Below are 15,105 nucleotides of genomic sequence, written 5' to 3'. Positions count from 1 at the left end.
CCTGCTCCTTAGCTGTCGCGGTAAATGGCCACCTCAACGGCACCCTCAACGTAAGCAAAACCCCGGTACATGCCTTCGCTGTTAAACGGCAGTGCAAGGTTACCCTGCGCATCAACTGCAATCAGCCCGCCGCTGCCTTCCAGCTCCGGAATGGTGTCGTGGATGACGCTGGCGGTCGCCTGCTGCAGCGAGCGTCCTGCATATTTCATCTGTGCCGCAACATCATAAGCGGCCAGCGTTCGCATAAAGACTTCGCCGGTACCGGTGCAGGAGACAGCCACGCTGTCGTTGCTGGCATAGCAGCCAGCGCCAATCAGCGGCGAGTCGCCCACGCGGCCAGCCTGCTTGTTGGTCATGCCACCGGTTGAAGTCGCCGCGGCAAGATTGCCGTGCAGATCCAGCGCCACCGCACCCACGGTGCCGAGTTTGCGATCCTCATCCAGCGGCGTAGCAGCCGCGTCGTGATCGAGCTGCGTGGTGTTGCTGTCGCGCACGCGCAGCAGCTGCGCCAGGCGTTCTGGCGTTGAGAAAAAGTCAGCGGCAACGGGTTCCAGCCCCTGCGCCACGGCAAAGGCTTCTGCGCCGGCGCCGAGCAGCAGCACGTGGGGACTCGCCTCCAGCACTTTACGCGCGGCGAGGATCGGATGTTCAATATGGCTGACGCCCGCTACTGCGCCCGCCTGCAGCGTGCGGCCATCCATGATGCTGGCGTCCAGCTCGTGTGTGCCCTGATGAGTGAACACCGCGCCCCGTCCGGCATTAAACAGCGGGCACGCCTCCAGCCGCCGCACCGCATCTGTCACCGCATCCAGCGCGCTGCCGCCCGCGGCCAGAATCTGCTGCCCCGCTGCGACAATGTCGTGCAGCTGCTGCCGGTATTGCTGCTCGCGCGTCGCGCTCATGGTACTGCGGGAAAGCGCGCCCGCGCCGCCGTGGATAGCGATTACTGCCCTGGTCATTAGCTGCACCTGTCAGGATTATCAGCAGAAAAAACACTGATTTAGAATGGTTTTCATCATTTTCAGACAATTTTCGACTATAGGAAGCACCCGGCAGCTTGTAAAGCAGAAAGTGCATCAGCCATCATAACCTTTTCTCAGGCTTTATATCTTTTTCCTTTGCCGGCAGACCCCATTGGCGGCTCACCGCGCGATCTGTGCGGCCGCGCCAAACGGGTCTGGCCTTACGCCAGCGCCTTAACCCATAATAGGTGACATCTGACATTTATCCGCCAGGGAGCGATATGGAACCCAACACCGCAGGCTTAATTTCACTGGAAGAGGCGCAGCACATGATGCTGCAACCGCTGCAACCGGTCAGCGGGACTGAACAGGTTAGCCTGGCTAATGCTGCCGGGCGCATTACCGCAGAGGCGGTGGTTTCACCGCTGGATGTCCCCTCATTTGATAACTCCGCAATGGATGGCTACGCGGTACGGCTGAGCGATCTCGGCGCTGGCGCGCCGCTTGCCGTGGCGGGCAAAGCCTTTGCCGGTTCTCCCTGGCACGGTGAATGGCCGGCAGGCAGCGCGATCCGTATTATGACCGGCGCTCCGATACCGGCAGGCTGCGACGCGGTAGTCATGCAGGAGCAAACGGAGCAGCACGCGGATGGTATTGTGATGACGGCGCCGGTAAGCGCAGGCCAGAATATCCGCCGTATTGGTGAAGATATTCGCGCCGGGCATCAGGTTCTGGCAGCGGGGGTGCGGCTGGGTGCCGCTGAGCTGCCGCTGCTCGCCTCGCTGGGCATTGCCAGGGTAACGGTACGGCGCAGACTGCGCGTGGCGATATTCTCCACCGGGGATGAGCTGCAGGCGGTGGGTGAACCGCTGGCAGAGGGCCAGATTTATGACACCAATCGCCTTACCGTCTCTCTGATGCTCAGCAAGCTGGGCTGCGACGTCATCGACCTCGGCGTTATCGCGGACGACCCGGCCGCGCTGCGTCACGCCTTTACCACAGCAGACAGCCAGGCTGATGTGGTCATCAGCACCGGCGGTGTCTCCGTGGGCGAAGCTGATTTTACCCGTGAGATCCTCAACGAACTCGGATCTGTCAGCTTCTGGAAGCTGGCGATCAAGCCAGGTAAACCGTTCGCTTTCGGCCAGCTGGCGAATAGCCTGTTCTGCGGGCTGCCGGGCAATCCGGTCTCCGCCGCCGTGACCTTTTATCAGCTGGTGCAGCCGCTGCTGGTCAGGCTGAGCGGCCAGACAACGCCGGCAATGCCGCTGCGCCAGCGTGCGCGAACGCTGGATCGCCTGAAAAAATCGCCGGGGCGCCTCGATTTTCAGCGTGGCGTGCTCAGCCGCAGCAGCGAAGGTGTGCTGGAGGTGCGCTCCACCGGTGCACAGGGCTCTCACGTTTTCAGTTCGTTTGCGCTGGCCGACTGCTTTATTGTGCTGGAGCGCGAACGCGGTACGGCAGAAGCGGGTGAATGGGTTGAGGTTGAGCCCTTTAACAGCCTGCTGGAGGGGTAATGTCACGCGAACTGACGCATGAAGAGATGCTGCGCTATAACCGGCAAATTGTCCTGCGCGGCTTCGACTTTACCGCACAGGAGCAGCTCGCTGAGTCACGCGTGCTGATCGTCGGCCTGGGGGGGCTGGGATGCGCGGCTGCCCCCTGGCTCGCCTCCGCCGGCGTGGGGTATCTGACGCTGCTCGACTTTGATACCGTCAGCCTGAGCAATCTGCAGCGGCAGATCCTGCATCGCGATGAGACGATTGGCCAGCCCAAAGTAGAATCAGCGCGCGCGCAGCTGGCGGCAATCAATCCGCACTGCATTATTGAAACCTGTGACGTGCAGGCCGACGATGCGACGCTGAGCGCACTGATTGCGCGGCATGACGCGGTGCTGGACTGCACAGATAATGTGGCTACGCGTGAGCAGCTGAACCGCCTCTGTTTCCGGCAAAAAGTCCCGCTGATTTCCGGTGCGGCGATCCGCATGGAAGGTCAGCTGAGCGTTTTTACCTGGCAGCCTGGCGAGCCCTGTTACCGCTGTATCAGCCGCCTGTTTGGCGAACAGACGCTGAGCTGCGTGGAAGCTGGCGTCATGGCCCCGCTGGTGGGCGTAATCGGCGCGATGCAGGCGATGGAGACGCTGAAACTGCTTACCGCGTTTGGTGAACCCGCCCGCTCTCGCCTGCTGATGTATGACGCAATGCGCGCTGAATTTCGCAGCATGAAAGTGATGCAGGACGCACACTGTGACGTATGTGGCGCCCCCTGAAATGCAAACAGGCCGCCCGGTCGGGCGGCCTGTTAAGCAGACAGAATGAGCAGGATTATGAAATGCCCTGACTGCGCAGGTAATCTTCGTAGTTACCGGTGAAGTCAACGATGCGCTCACCTTTCATCTCCATCACGCGCGTCGCCAGCGAGCTGACAAATTCACGGTCATGTGAAACAAAGATCAGCGTGCCTTCATACATCTCCAGCGCCATGTTCAGTGATTCGATCGATTCCATATCCAGGTGGTTGGTCGGCTCATCCATAATCAGAATGTTAGGCTTCTGCATCATCAGCTTGCCAAACAGCATCCGCCCTTTCTCACCACCCGACAGCACTTTGGCTGGTTTTTTGATGTCATCATGGCTGAACAGTAAACGGCCCAGTACGCTGCGCACGGCCTGTTCATCATCGCCATCCTGCTTCCACTGGCTCATCCAGTCGAACACGCTAAGGTCTTCGGCAAAATCTTCGGCATGATCCTGTGCGTAATAGCCGATGCGCGCATTTTCAGACCATTTAACGCTGCCGCTGTCTGGCGTTAATTCGCCCACCAGCGTTTTCAGCAGCGTGGATTTACCGATACCGTTGGCACCCAGAATTGCCAGCTTCTCGCCCACTTCCAGCATCAGGTTCAGCTTATTAAAGAGCGGGCCGTTATCAAATCCTTTCGTCAGCGCTTCAACTTCCAGCGCATTACGGAATAATTTCTTATCCTGCTCAAAGCGAATATAAGGGTTCTGACGACTGGAGGCTTTGACTTCATCCAGTTTGATTTTATCAATCTGTTTTGCGCGCGATGTTGCCTGACGGGATTTAGAGGCGTTAGCACTGAAGCGGCTGACAAAAGATTGCAGGTCAGCAATCTGCGCTTTCTTTTTCGCGTTATCGGCCAGCAGACGTTCGCGCGCCTGCGTCGCCGCGGTCATATATTCATCATAATTACCGGGATAAACGCGCAGCTCACCATAATCAAGATCCGCCATATGGGTGCAGACCATATTTAAAAAGTGGCGGTCATGCGAAATGATGATCATGGTACTGTTACGATCGTTCAGCACCTGCTCAAGCCAGCGGATAGTATCAATATCCAGGTTGTTCGTCGGCTCATCAAGCAGCAGAATATCGGGATTAGAGAACAGCGCCTGCGCCAGCAGCACACGCAGTTTCCAGCCCGGTGCGATTTCGCTCATCGGCCCGTAATGCTGCTCCACCGGAATACCGACGCCCAGCAATAACTCACCGGCCCTGGATTCCGCGCTATATCCATCCATTTCACCGTAGGCGACTTCGAGATCGGCAACTTTGTAGCCTTCTGCTTCACTCATTTCTGGCAGGGCGTAAATACGATCGCGCTCTTCTTTTACGGCCCAGAGTTCCTGATGCCCCATTATGACCGTATCCAGCACACTATATTGTTCAAAGGCAAACTGATCCTGACGAAGCTTACCAATACGCTCGTTGGGATCGAGTGAGACATTGCCGTTGGTAGGCACCAGATCGCCGCCCAGTATTTTCATAAAGGTCGATTTACCGCTGCCGTTTGCACCGATTAAACCGTAACGGTTACCCCCGCCAAACTTAACGGAGATATTTTCAAACAGCGGCTTGCTGCCGAACTGCATAGTGATATTGCTGGAAACTAACACGGCATTGACCTTTGTTACACGGTGGATGAAAAAACAGCGGGCATTATGCCAGAGATGGGCTATATGAGCCAGTCTGCGCCTGGCGTTGGCGCAGCTTTTACGCAAAGGGATTGTTAGCAGACGCAAAATAGTGTTGCCGGCATCCGGCAGCAGACGCTTCCCGCCTGCCGACGTTACGTCATCGTTATCAGTTAGCGCAGTTTGTTACACAAATTAAAACGTCAGCCAATAAAAAAAGCCGGGGGCAATATGCCCCCGGCTCCCATATACAAGGATTGCGTCGCTTATTTAATCAGGAAACTGTCCAGGCTCTTGCCGGCATCCAGCGCTTTTTTAATCGCTGCTGGCGTGCGGCCCTGACCGGTCCAGGATTTTTCATCACCGTTTTCGTCGGTATAAGTATATTTAGCCGGACGCGGTGCGCGCTTGGCGCGTTTTTTACCGGTTTCAAGTGCGCCCAGTAATTCGTTAGGATCGATGCCATCAGCCAGCAGCATTTCGCGATATTTAGACAGCTTCTCTTCTTTTTCGCGGTTTTGCGCTTCTTCAGCTTCAACTTCTTCACGACGCTCAGTCACAACGACAGTTAATTTTTCCAGAATCTCTTCCAGATCGCTCAGTGGCAGTTCACGCGCCTGCGCACGTAATGTGCGAATGTTGTTCAGTACTTTAAATGCGTCACTCATCACAATGTCCTTGTTTAAGGGGTATAAATAAACTGTAGCGGCAAGATTACCCAATTCAAATAAAAAAATAAATTAATTTCGCAGACCGGATTATTCTTAACAGGTTCGCTTATTGTTATTGTTCAGTAAGGATAACCCTCACTGGTTAACATTAAGCGTTAATAAACTGATAAGGTTTCCCGGCAGCTGTTGCATTGATATCGATTTCATTTGCTAATCCCGCGAGCGAAACAAGTAGTTAGCAAAATTTTAGTTTGTGTCATCCTGCAGGCGAAGCGTAAAAATAATTAATCATGTATCCGTTATTCACTTTTAATGCGCGTTTTAATGATGTGGATCTTCACCTGACTGACGGACTAAAAAGAAAAACCGGCCTGCGCCGGTTTTATCAGAGAAATCTTTTTTTTAACCACCCTTCTGGGCCGATGGCCTCATTACCTGACGCGGCGATGTTTCCGTCAGCCAGTCACGCAGATAATGTTCAATCTGCTCCAGTGAACGATTACGGGTTTCCGGTACGCAACAGAAAACAAACAGCGTTCCGAACAAGCCGGCTGCGGCAAAAATAAAAAAGGCACCTGACAGCCCCACCCATGCAAGCAGCAGCGGAAACAGTAACGAGATAGTAAAATTAGTCAGCCACATGGCAAATACCGCCCCGCCCATAAATATACCGCGCAGCCGCGTCGGAAAAATTTCGGATAAGAGCAGCCAGGTAACCGGCGATAACGCTCCCTGCTGAAAACTTAAAAACAGCAGCATGCCCAGCAGGACCATATAGCTGCGCAGCATATCAGGCTGACCGTTTACCGTTTCCGGCATGAAGTAGCTGACGGCCCCGATCAGAACCAGGCAGGCGGTACATCCTATCTGTCCGATAAGCGCGAGGGGGCGGCGTCCGATACGCCCAAGCAGCCAGATCCCCGCAAAGGTCATCAGCACTGAGATAACGCCATTGGCGATAGTAGCAACCAATGCCGCATTATCATCCATACCGACTGCTTTCAGCATTACCGGCGCATAGTACATGATGGTGTTGACGCCGGTGAGCTGCTGAATAGCGGCTATGCCTGTGCCGATGAAAAAGAGCTTCAGCAGCCAGGGCTGGCGTAACTCCCGCAGGCGTGGGCGCTGCTGCTGCTCCTCTTCCAGCGTCTCAGTGATTTCGGTCATCTCCCACTCCACGTCCTCACGTGCGCGGGTCCGCTCCAGGACTCTGCGGGCTTCAGCCAGACGCCCCTTCATGGCATACCAGCGCGGCGTATCCGGCATAAACATCATGCCAAACCAGAGCAGCACTGCGGGCAGCGTCGCCACCGCCAGCATCCAGCGCCAGGTACTCTCACCGCCCCAGGCGGCATGAAACCCGGCATTGGAGATATAAGCCAGCATCTGGCCGGAGACGATCATCAGCTCCTGCATTGTGACCAGCTGCCCGCGTTTATTGGCAGGTGCCATCTCCGCAATGTAAACCGGAACGGTGGCAGACGCGCCGCCGACGGCGACCCCGAGGATCAGGCGGAAGAAAATCATCCATTCAGCATCCGGCGCCAGCGCCGTGCCCAGCGCGCCGGCCGCAAAAATGGTTGCCAGTACCAGAATGATTTTTCTCCGCCCGACCGCTGCGGCAAAATGCCCCGATATCAGCGCACCAAATGCCGCACCAAACAGCAGGCTGCTGGTGACAAGGCCGGTGGTTAATGGCGTCAGATGTATATCATCCCCCATGAATAGCAGTGCGCCGGAGATAACGCCGGTGTCATAGCCGAACAGCAATCCGCCGAGGGTGGCAACGGCCGCAATAACTTTAACAAAGGGTTCAGTACGCGTATTACTGTTCGGCCCTGAGGCTTTATTGAGGGTAAGCCAGGTTTCACGAGGCATAACTAACTCCATTTCTGAAAGATGCATCAAAAATAGAGTATTTTTGCCATAAAAATTAAATATGAAATTTTAGTTTTGCCATGTTCATCATAACTGATGCCAGGAAATCAGATACCAATCACATAAACTCAGCGTGAATCTCTTTTTATGTCAGCGACAATACGCTCAAAATTTAATCCTTACATAAAAAGGAACATTTATTTCAATTATCAGGTCGTCCCGGTGGCAGGACGACCCGGGGGTCAGTTGACCTGCGTGGCCGGACCAAATACTGCATAATCTGGCAGAGTCACCTGCTGATAATTTTCCCAGCCGCCGCCCAGCGCTTTATAGAGCGCGACCAGATCGAGCGCGCTTTGCGTACGCGCCTGAACCGACTGTGCTTTTGCCTGCGCCAGCTGCCGCTGCGCATCCAGCACGTCAAGAAAGGTCGTCAGGCCCTGCCGGTAGCTGTCGCTGGCCAGGTCGAATGTCCGCTGCAGTGCGCCGGTGGTTTCATCCAGCGCGGTAACCTGCTGCTGATCCGCCCGGTAGCTGACCAGCGCATTCTCCACATCCTGCAGCGCCGTCAGCACTGTCTGCCGGTAATCCAGCGCGGCGCTGGCCTGCTGTGCCCGCGCCAGCTTCACGCTGGAAACCAGCCGTCCGCCCTGGAAGATCGGAATAGAGAGTGACGGACCGATGCTAAAAAAGTGGCTGCTCCAGTCATCAAGGTAGCTGGCGTCGGTGTTCCTGACCCCGAGCTGCCCCGTCAGGGAGAGATCCGGGAAGAGGCTGGCAACCGAGACGCCAATATTGGCGGTCTGCGCATGAAGCGTGGCCTCAGCCTGACGAATATCGGGCCGCCGGCGCGCCAGCGTCGCCGGGATCCCTACCGGTACCAGACCTGGCAAAGCCGGTAGCGCTTTCGCCGTCATCAGCTCACTATCCAGCGCACCGGGCGTTTTACCGAGCAGGACCGCCAGACCGTTCATCGCCTGCCGCGCCTGCGCCTCATACTGCGGCAGCTGCGCATTAAGCGAGGCGAGCTGCGCGCGGGCATTTTCCACATTTGTCGCCGGTGCCAGCCCGTTTTGCTGCTGGCTTTGCGTCAGCTCCCAGGTCTCCTGCGCCACCTTTATCTGCGTCTGCAGCGTAGCCAGCACCGCCTGCGCCCCGCGCAGCTGCAGATAGGCGCGCGCCACTTCAGCTTCCACTGAAATCAGCACGTCGTCACGCTGTGCGACAGCCGCCTGCTGCTGCGCATCGGCGGCCTCCATCTGCCGGCGTACCTTGCCCCAGATATCCAGCTCCCAGCTGGCATCAAAGCTGCCCTGATAGAGCGTTACGGAGTGGTTCAGTCCATCCAGCTGTCCGGCGATATCATCATCCACCCGATCGTATACGCCGTTGGATTTCAGCAGACCTTTCAGGCCCAGCTGCTGGCGCGTGACTTTAGCTGAGCCATTCAGCGCGGGAAACAGCCCCCCGCGCGCCTGCGCCAGCTGCTGCCGCGCACCGGCGATGCGTAACACCGCCTGCTGCAGCGAGAGGTTACCGCTGATGGCGCGATCGATCAGGCTATTGAGCTGCGGATCGTTAAAGCTGCGCCACCAGAGCGGGTTGGGTGCGGCGGCCAGTGGCTTAGAGGTTTCCTGTGACGACAGTGCGCGAAAGCTGCCGGGCGTCTGCGGGCGCGGGGGCTGATAGTCGGGGCCGACGGCACAGCCCGCCAGCAGCAGCGTCAGCGGCAGCGCAACGCGCGAAAAGGTTCTCATTTTAGTGTGCTCCTGCACTGCCTTCGCTCTTAATCGGCGAAAGTAACCAACATAGAGGGATCAGTATCATGGCGACGATGCTCAGTCCCGTGAACACGTCGATATAGGCCAGAATGCGCGCCTGAGCGATCATCTCCTGATAGAGCTGACCCGCGGCAAGCTGCAGCGGATCGCCAGCTACCTGCGTAAAATCGCGGATCGCCTGAGCCCACTGCTGCAGTGTCAGGTTGAACTGCTCATTCAGCGGCGACATGTTATGCACCATGTGCGCGGAACGCACCTGTTCACGCTCGGTGATCCCGGCGGTTGCCAGTGAGATACCGATAGAGCCGGCCACGTTACGAAACATGGTAAACAGCGCGGACGCATCGGCGTTAAGCTTCTGCGGGATGGTGACAAACGCAATGGTGGTAAGCGGAACAAACAGAAAGCCCAGCCCGATAGATTGCGCGCTGCGCATCATCACCAGGGTTTTAAAATCCACGTCCGGCGTCAGCGTACTGGAGTAAAAAAAGGCCAGCGCCAGGCAGCTGAAGCCGAAGGCGATAATATAGCGAGTCTGCACAACTGGCATCAGCTTCAGTACCAGCGGAATGGTCAGCACGATCAATACGGCTCCGGGCGACAGCACCAGTCCTGACCAGGTGGCGGTATACCCCAGATCCTGCTGCGCCAGCTGCGGCAGCACCACTGAGCTGCCGTAGAGGATCATAGCCATACCGGCCATCAGCAGACCGGCGACCCAGAAGTTGCGATCTTTCATCACGCGGATATCCACGACCGGCTTACGCGCATAGAGCAGCCAGTAGACCGCGCCCACCAGCCCCACCGCGGCCAGCATGGCGAACAGACGAATAAAGTGCGAAGCGAACCAGTCTTCATCTTCACCGCGATCGAGAAACACCTGCAGACAGCCAAGGCCAAGCGTGATCAGGCTGATGCCGATATAGTCAATTTTCAGCCGGCCTTTATCCCACTTGCGCTCCCACGGCGGATCTTCAAGCAGCTGGTAAATCGCCAGCACGGTTAAAATCCCTACCGGAATATTAATAAAGAAGACCCAGCGCCAGCTGTAATTGTCGGTGATCCAGCCGCCCAGCGTCGGGCCAATCACCGGTGCTACGATAATCGCAATTGAAGAGAGGCCAAAGGCTTTACCGCGATCGGCCGGCTTGAAGTAGTCGAGCAGTACCGATTGCTGAACCGGCTGCAGGCCGCCGCCAAAAAAGCCCTGCAGCACGCGAAACAGAATGATTTGCCACAGCTCGGTGGCAATGCCGCAGAGAAATGAGCAGATAGTGAACATCACAATACAGATCAGGAAGAACTGCTTGCGGCCAAATAAGCGGCTGAAGAAGGCGGAGATCGGCAGCACAATGCCATTCGCAACCAGGTAGGAGGTGAGTACCCAGGTGGATTCGTCATAGCTGGAGGAGAGCGAACCCGCAATATGCGGCAGCGCAACGTTTACGATGGTGGTGTCCAGGATCTCCATGAACACCGCCAGCGTGACCGTGATGGCGACCAGCCAGGGGTTGCTGGCCGGGCGCCAGCTCTCGCCTGCACTCATTCTACCGTCACCTCAGGCTCTACCGAGAGTCCAAGCGGCAGCGGATGAGCCGGATCCAGTCCGCTATCGATAACGATTTTAACCGGGACGCGCTGCACAATTTTCACATAGTTACCGGTAGCGTTCTCCGACGGGAAGGCGGAGAAACGTGAGCCTGACCCCATCTGAATGCTGTCGACGTGGCCGTGCAGTTTCATATCAGGCCATGCGTCCACGCTGATCTCAACTTTGTCACCCGGATTCATGCGCGCCAGCTGTGACTCTTTGAAGTTAGCGGTAATCCAGATATCAGGTGACACCAGCGAAAACAGGGCTGAGCCCGCCTGCACCAGCGTGCCGAGCTGCACGTTACGTTTGGTGACAAAACCGTCGTAAGGGGCACGCACTTCGGTGTAAGAGAGATTGAGCTCTGCGGTATTAAGCTGCGCCTGCGCCTGTTCCACCTGCTGCTGGCGCGCTTCCACATTTGTTTCCTGTTGCCGGATCTGCAGTTTGACCTGTGAGGCGACCTCAACCTGCGCTTTAGCACTCTGCAGCTGCGCTTCCGCTGAGCGCAGCTGCGCCGCGGCGGTATCGATATTACGCTGAGACGTGGCGCGGGGATCCACGCCGCGCTGCCGGCGGTAATCCGCCTGCGCATTAAGTAAGTTCGCCTGCGCGCTCGCCTGCTGCGCCAGCGCCTGATCGCGCTGCGCCGGATACTGCACGCGCGACAGCGCCAGCTGCGCCTGCGCCTGATGCAGCTGAGCCTGAGCCAGCCCCAGCTGTGCTTTTGCCTGATCGCGCTGTGCAGCACTGTCGCGCGGATCGATCACCACCAGCAGATCGCCTTTTTTTACCCGCTGGTTATCTTTTACCAGCAGCTGCACCACGTAGCCTGAGGCTTTAGGTGCCACGGTAACGGCGTTACCTTCCGTAAAGGCGTCATCGGTGGTTTCAATATTGCGGGTGGTAAACCAGAACCAGAACCCCACTATCAGCATAATCACCACAACAATCGCGAGAATAATCAGCGGCTTTTTACCGGGACGCTTACGCGGCTGATCGTCATCCCTGTTTTTGTCCTGCTGCTGCTGGCTGTTGTCCTGCTGCGGATCGTTGTCGTTATCTGACGGCTTCTGCGGGTCCTGCTGCTGATTTTCGCTCATAATTTGTCATCACTGGCTGAAAGCCCGATCCCCGGGCATAAACGGTCAACTTAACATTAGATAATAAATTGACAAATTCCAGTGTAACTTTACATAAGCAGAGACGGGCGGCACGTTATGCCACAGCGGTGGCTAAGGCGCTGAAGAGCCAGCGCCCGCACTCAGTGAAGCCACTGCAGCAGCAGCCAGCCGCACAGCATTGACCACGCCAGCATCGGCAGTGAGAAGAGATGAAAACGCCACCAGACTTTTTTATCCTGCGCCATGCGCAGCGCAATCAGGTTCGCCAGCGATCCCGGCAGCAGGCCAAAGCCGCCAATATTCACCGCCCAGGCAAGCACCACAGAGGGATCGGTTTTTTGCAGCAGCAGGATAGTGGCCGGGACATTACTGATAAACTGCGACAGGCCGATAGCCAGTAAATAGATACCGCCCTCCCCCAGCTGCCCGATACGGGCAAACCACGGCTGCAGCGCAGGCAGATGCATGAGCAAAAAGACGTCGATAAACATCGCGACAAAAACCAGCAGCAGGCTCCAGTCAATGGCGGCCAGCACCCCTCGCGCCATGATCAAAAAGCAGGCGGCGACCAGCAGCAGCGCCCAGCCCGTCATCTTCAGCTCCAGCGCCACGATAAATACGATATAGAGCAGCAGGCTGACGCTGAACAGGCGCCGGCTCCACTGCTGCGACCCGGCGTCACTGTGTTTATCTATGTGCTGCGCCGGAAAGCTCCACCAGGTCAGCGCGACCAGCGTTATCATCAGCACAGCTGCCAGCGGCAGCATCTGCAGGATGAATCCGCCCACGCTCAGCGAGCCGTGACTCCACAGCAGGATATTTTGCGGATTGCCGACCGGGGTCAGTAGCGAGCCGGCGTTAACCGCCAGTGCTTCAAAGATAATGAGCCGCGAGACCGGCAGATGGGAAAATTTGCGCAGCGTCAGCGTCAGCGGCACCAGAATAAATAGCGCGACATCGTTGGTCAGAAAGGTTGAAAGCAGCGCGGCGGCGCAGACCATAAACAGCGCCAGCGCACGTTCATGCTGAAAGCGCTGAATCAGGCGAGCGCCCAGTACGTCAAAATAACCGCTGTTCTCCAGCCCTTTCGTCAGCATCAGCAGGCCGGTCAGCGTCATGATGGTCTGCCAGTCGACAGAAGCCGGCAGCTGCGACCAGCGATACTCTGCCAGCGGCAGCAGTATCACACCCAGCAGTAACAACAAATGCAAAATACGGTCACGCATTAAGGATCGAAGCACGATGGGCATGATAGCGGCAGGCCTTATAAGTTAGCGATTCTCATAAAATTTCTGAAAGACGGCCAGGGTTTCGTCGCTGACGTGATGCTCCAGCCCTTCAGAGTCGCGGCGTGCGGTCTCCGGGCTGACGCCTAATGCCAGCAAAAACGTTTCAACGATATGGTGGCGAACGCGGCTCGCCTCTGCGAGTTTTTCACCTTCCGGCGTCAGGAAGACGCCACGATAGGGCACCTGCTCTACCAGGCCGGTGGTGCTCAGGCGCTTCAGCATTTTTGCCACGGTAGGCTGCGATACGCCAAGGCGCGCCGCCATATCCACCTGACGCGCCTCACCAAATTCACGAATGAGATCGGAGATCAGCTCGACGTAATCATCAATCAATTCACGACGATGAGCTTCGCGCACCTGACGAAAGCCTTCAACATGCTCCTCAATATCCTTAAGCGGCCCCTGAGGGGTATTGATGGCATTTTTCGCACGACGACTCATTAAGCTTCCTCTTTATTATCTGCCGCACCTTACCTGCCGTGCGGACTGGCTGCGCTCATTGTAAACTAGGCGCAAATAAGCACAAATTTTTCATGAATAGTGTTGGCTAAAGAGTATAGCCAATGCTATCTTTGTACATGATGTAAGCGAAAAGCGTGAAAAGGCAGCAATGTCCGGTACGCACCAGCGCTTACGCATCATCTGTTATTCATGGGGAGGTGAAGATGAGCACCCTGAAAAACTGCCTTGATTGCGGCAAATGCCCGCAAGCCGCTCAGCGCAAGCCCGCTTTTGATATCAAATCGCTGCTCTGCCTGTTCAGCCGCTCGCCCTTTGCGCTCCGCCTGATGCTGCTGGAAAAGCTCGCAGGCAAAAAGTGCGAACGCCCGTGCAACCAGATTATCTGGCGCGGCTGAAAGCCCGCAAGGCTACTGCTTAACCCGCCCGATGGCGGGTTTTTGTCTTTCTGCTCTGCTGCACCGGCACCCTCTTCAGGCAAAAAAAAAACGGCCCCCTGCGGGACCGTTTCATGTGCAACTCTGGTCTAAGCTAAACTTAGAAGCTATAGCCGACGCCAGCGATCCAGGTGCCTACGTCAACGTTGCGGATGCGGCTCTGCTCGTAGCCCACGTCCAGTGCAACGTTTTCAATTGGGTTGAACTGCATACCTGCGCCGTAAGCGATGCCTACGTCGCTGCTGTCAGATTTAGACTGACCGGCAGATTCGTTCTGCTGGAATTTACCGTAGCCGATACCTACAACGCCGTAGATGCTCGCCCAGTCGTTCAGACGGTAAGCCGGGCCGCCGGTGAAGCCGTAGTACTGGCCTTTGTTGTAAACGCCATCTTCAGTACGATCTTTTTCGGTGTAGGTGAAAGAACCGATCCAGCCCAGTGGGTTTGAACCGTCTTCGTAGCGGTATTTCAGGTTGAAGCCGTTAGCTTTGTTAGCAACGCCCTGATAATCGCTCTGTGCGTAACCGCCAGAAACGGTGCTCTGTGCCATGGCTGAGCCAGCAGAAACTGCCAGTACACAAGCCAGTGCTGAAAGACATGCAATTTTTTTCATAACCACCTCAAATGTGAAAATACTTCTCTCCTGACAACGCTAAAAATATAACAAAAGTTAGGGAGAAACTCTGCCCGGATTTTGTTGTCCAAGAGATTGTTTGGTGTAACAGAAAGTTAATGAAGTTTCCTATGTCATTCATTTTACTTATAAAATACCTTCCTTTTTAGTTCAATAATTCTGCAAACAAAAAATGCCTTTAAGTAAATTCCTAAAGTAATCTGACAATTCTTTACAAAATTGGCCCTGTAAACGGCTCTTTTTTAGCCATTTTCTGAAGCGAAACTGGCCTTATTTTTTCCCGTCAGCCTGCAATTGCTTTAAGCTACTCTCCTTCGCTCACCCCTCATTTCCGGAAT

At 56.1% G+C, this 15,105-nt stretch carries 13 protein-coding genes; 3 read left to right on the top strand and 10 right to left on the bottom strand.

The window, feature by feature from the left end; all coding sequences use genetic code 11:
- Positions 1-8: 8 nt before the first annotated feature.
- The gene (locus B4056_RS05010; RefSeq protein ID WP_288654004.1) at positions 9-959 is read right to left on the bottom strand and encodes an isoaspartyl peptidase/L-asparaginase family protein; all 951 of its coding nucleotides are present in this window, start codon (positions 957-959) and stop codon (positions 9-11) included.
- 284 nt (positions 960-1,243) lie between these two features.
- Here B4056_RS05010 and moeA point away from each other — a divergent pair, with 284 nt between their 5' ends.
- Together moeA and moeB are read left to right on the top strand one after the other, a co-directional pair.
- On the top strand, positions 1,244-2,479 hold the full coding sequence (gene moeA, locus B4056_RS05005; protein WP_071669027.1) for a molybdopterin molybdotransferase MoeA: 1,236 nt from the start codon (positions 1,244-1,246) through the stop codon (positions 2,477-2,479).
- On the top strand, positions 2,479-3,234 hold the full coding sequence (gene moeB, locus B4056_RS05000; protein ID WP_094111985.1) for a molybdopterin-synthase adenylyltransferase MoeB: 756 nt from the start codon (positions 2,479-2,481) through the stop codon (positions 3,232-3,234). The genes moeA and moeB overlap by 1 nt, the downstream gene beginning before the upstream one ends.
- A gap of 55 nt (positions 3,235-3,289) precedes the next feature.
- On the opposite strand, the gene B4056_RS04995 is transcribed toward moeB, so the two are convergent.
- From B4056_RS04995 to mntR, 8 genes are all read right to left on the bottom strand, one after another.
- Entirely contained in the window at positions 3,290-4,882 is a 1,593-nt protein-coding gene (locus B4056_RS04995) for an ABC-F family ATPase (RefSeq protein ID WP_039383434.1), read from the bottom strand.
- 284 nt (positions 4,883-5,166) lie between these two features.
- Positions 5,167-5,568: an H-NS family nucleoid-associated regulatory protein gene (locus B4056_RS04990; protein ID WP_039383432.1), complete on the bottom strand. Its 402-nt coding sequence runs from the start codon at positions 5,566-5,568 to the stop codon at positions 5,167-5,169.
- A 405-nt stretch (positions 5,569-5,973) separates the two neighbouring features.
- Entirely contained in the window at positions 5,974-7,452 is a 1,479-nt protein-coding gene (locus B4056_RS04985) for a sugar porter family MFS transporter (protein ID WP_094111984.1), read from the bottom strand.
- Positions 7,453-7,694: 242 nt separating this feature from the next.
- Entirely contained in the window at positions 7,695-9,209 is a 1,515-nt protein-coding gene (locus B4056_RS04980; RefSeq protein WP_071669026.1) for an efflux transporter outer membrane subunit, read from the bottom strand.
- A 1-nt stretch (position 9,210) separates the two neighbouring features.
- On the bottom strand, positions 9,211-10,779 hold the full coding sequence (locus B4056_RS04975) for a DHA2 family efflux MFS transporter permease subunit (protein ID WP_071669025.1): 1,569 nt from the start codon (positions 10,777-10,779) through the stop codon (positions 9,211-9,213).
- A complete protein-coding gene (locus B4056_RS04970; protein WP_071669024.1) occupies positions 10,776-11,927 on the bottom strand; it encodes an HlyD family secretion protein in 1,152 nt (383 codons plus the stop codon). The genes B4056_RS04975 and B4056_RS04970 overlap by 4 nt, the downstream gene beginning before the upstream one ends.
- Before the next feature lie 161 nt (positions 11,928-12,088).
- On the bottom strand, positions 12,089-13,198 hold the full coding sequence (locus B4056_RS04965) for an SLC13 family permease (RefSeq protein ID WP_094111983.1): 1,110 nt from the start codon (positions 13,196-13,198) through the stop codon (positions 12,089-12,091).
- 21 nt (positions 13,199-13,219) lie between these two features.
- Positions 13,220-13,678 (bottom strand): manganese-binding transcriptional regulator MntR, encoded by a 459-nt coding sequence (mntR, locus tag B4056_RS04960; RefSeq protein WP_039383416.1) that lies wholly within the window; start codon positions 13,676-13,678, stop codon positions 13,220-13,222.
- A gap of 224 nt (positions 13,679-13,902) precedes the next feature.
- Here mntR and B4056_RS04955 point away from each other — a divergent pair, with 224 nt between their 5' ends.
- Positions 13,903-14,094 (top strand): hypothetical protein, encoded by a 192-nt coding sequence (locus tag B4056_RS04955; protein WP_071669023.1) that lies wholly within the window; start codon positions 13,903-13,905, stop codon positions 14,092-14,094.
- A gap of 139 nt (positions 14,095-14,233) precedes the next feature.
- Here the strand turns inward: B4056_RS04955 and ompX are convergent, their stop codons facing one another.
- A complete protein-coding gene (gene ompX, locus B4056_RS04950) occupies positions 14,234-14,746 on the bottom strand; it encodes an outer membrane protein OmpX (protein WP_094111982.1) in 513 nt (170 codons plus the stop codon).
- Positions 14,747-15,105: the final 359 nt, after the last annotated feature.

Origin of the sequence: Pantoea sp. UBA7232 (genome assembly GCF_002473195.1) — a bacterium.
Taxonomy (GTDB): Bacteria; Pseudomonadota; Gammaproteobacteria; order Enterobacterales; family Enterobacteriaceae; genus Pantoea; species Pantoea eucrina.
The sequence above is the reverse complement of the archived record's forward strand: the minus strand, read 5'-3'. Positions and strand labels throughout refer to the sequence as shown.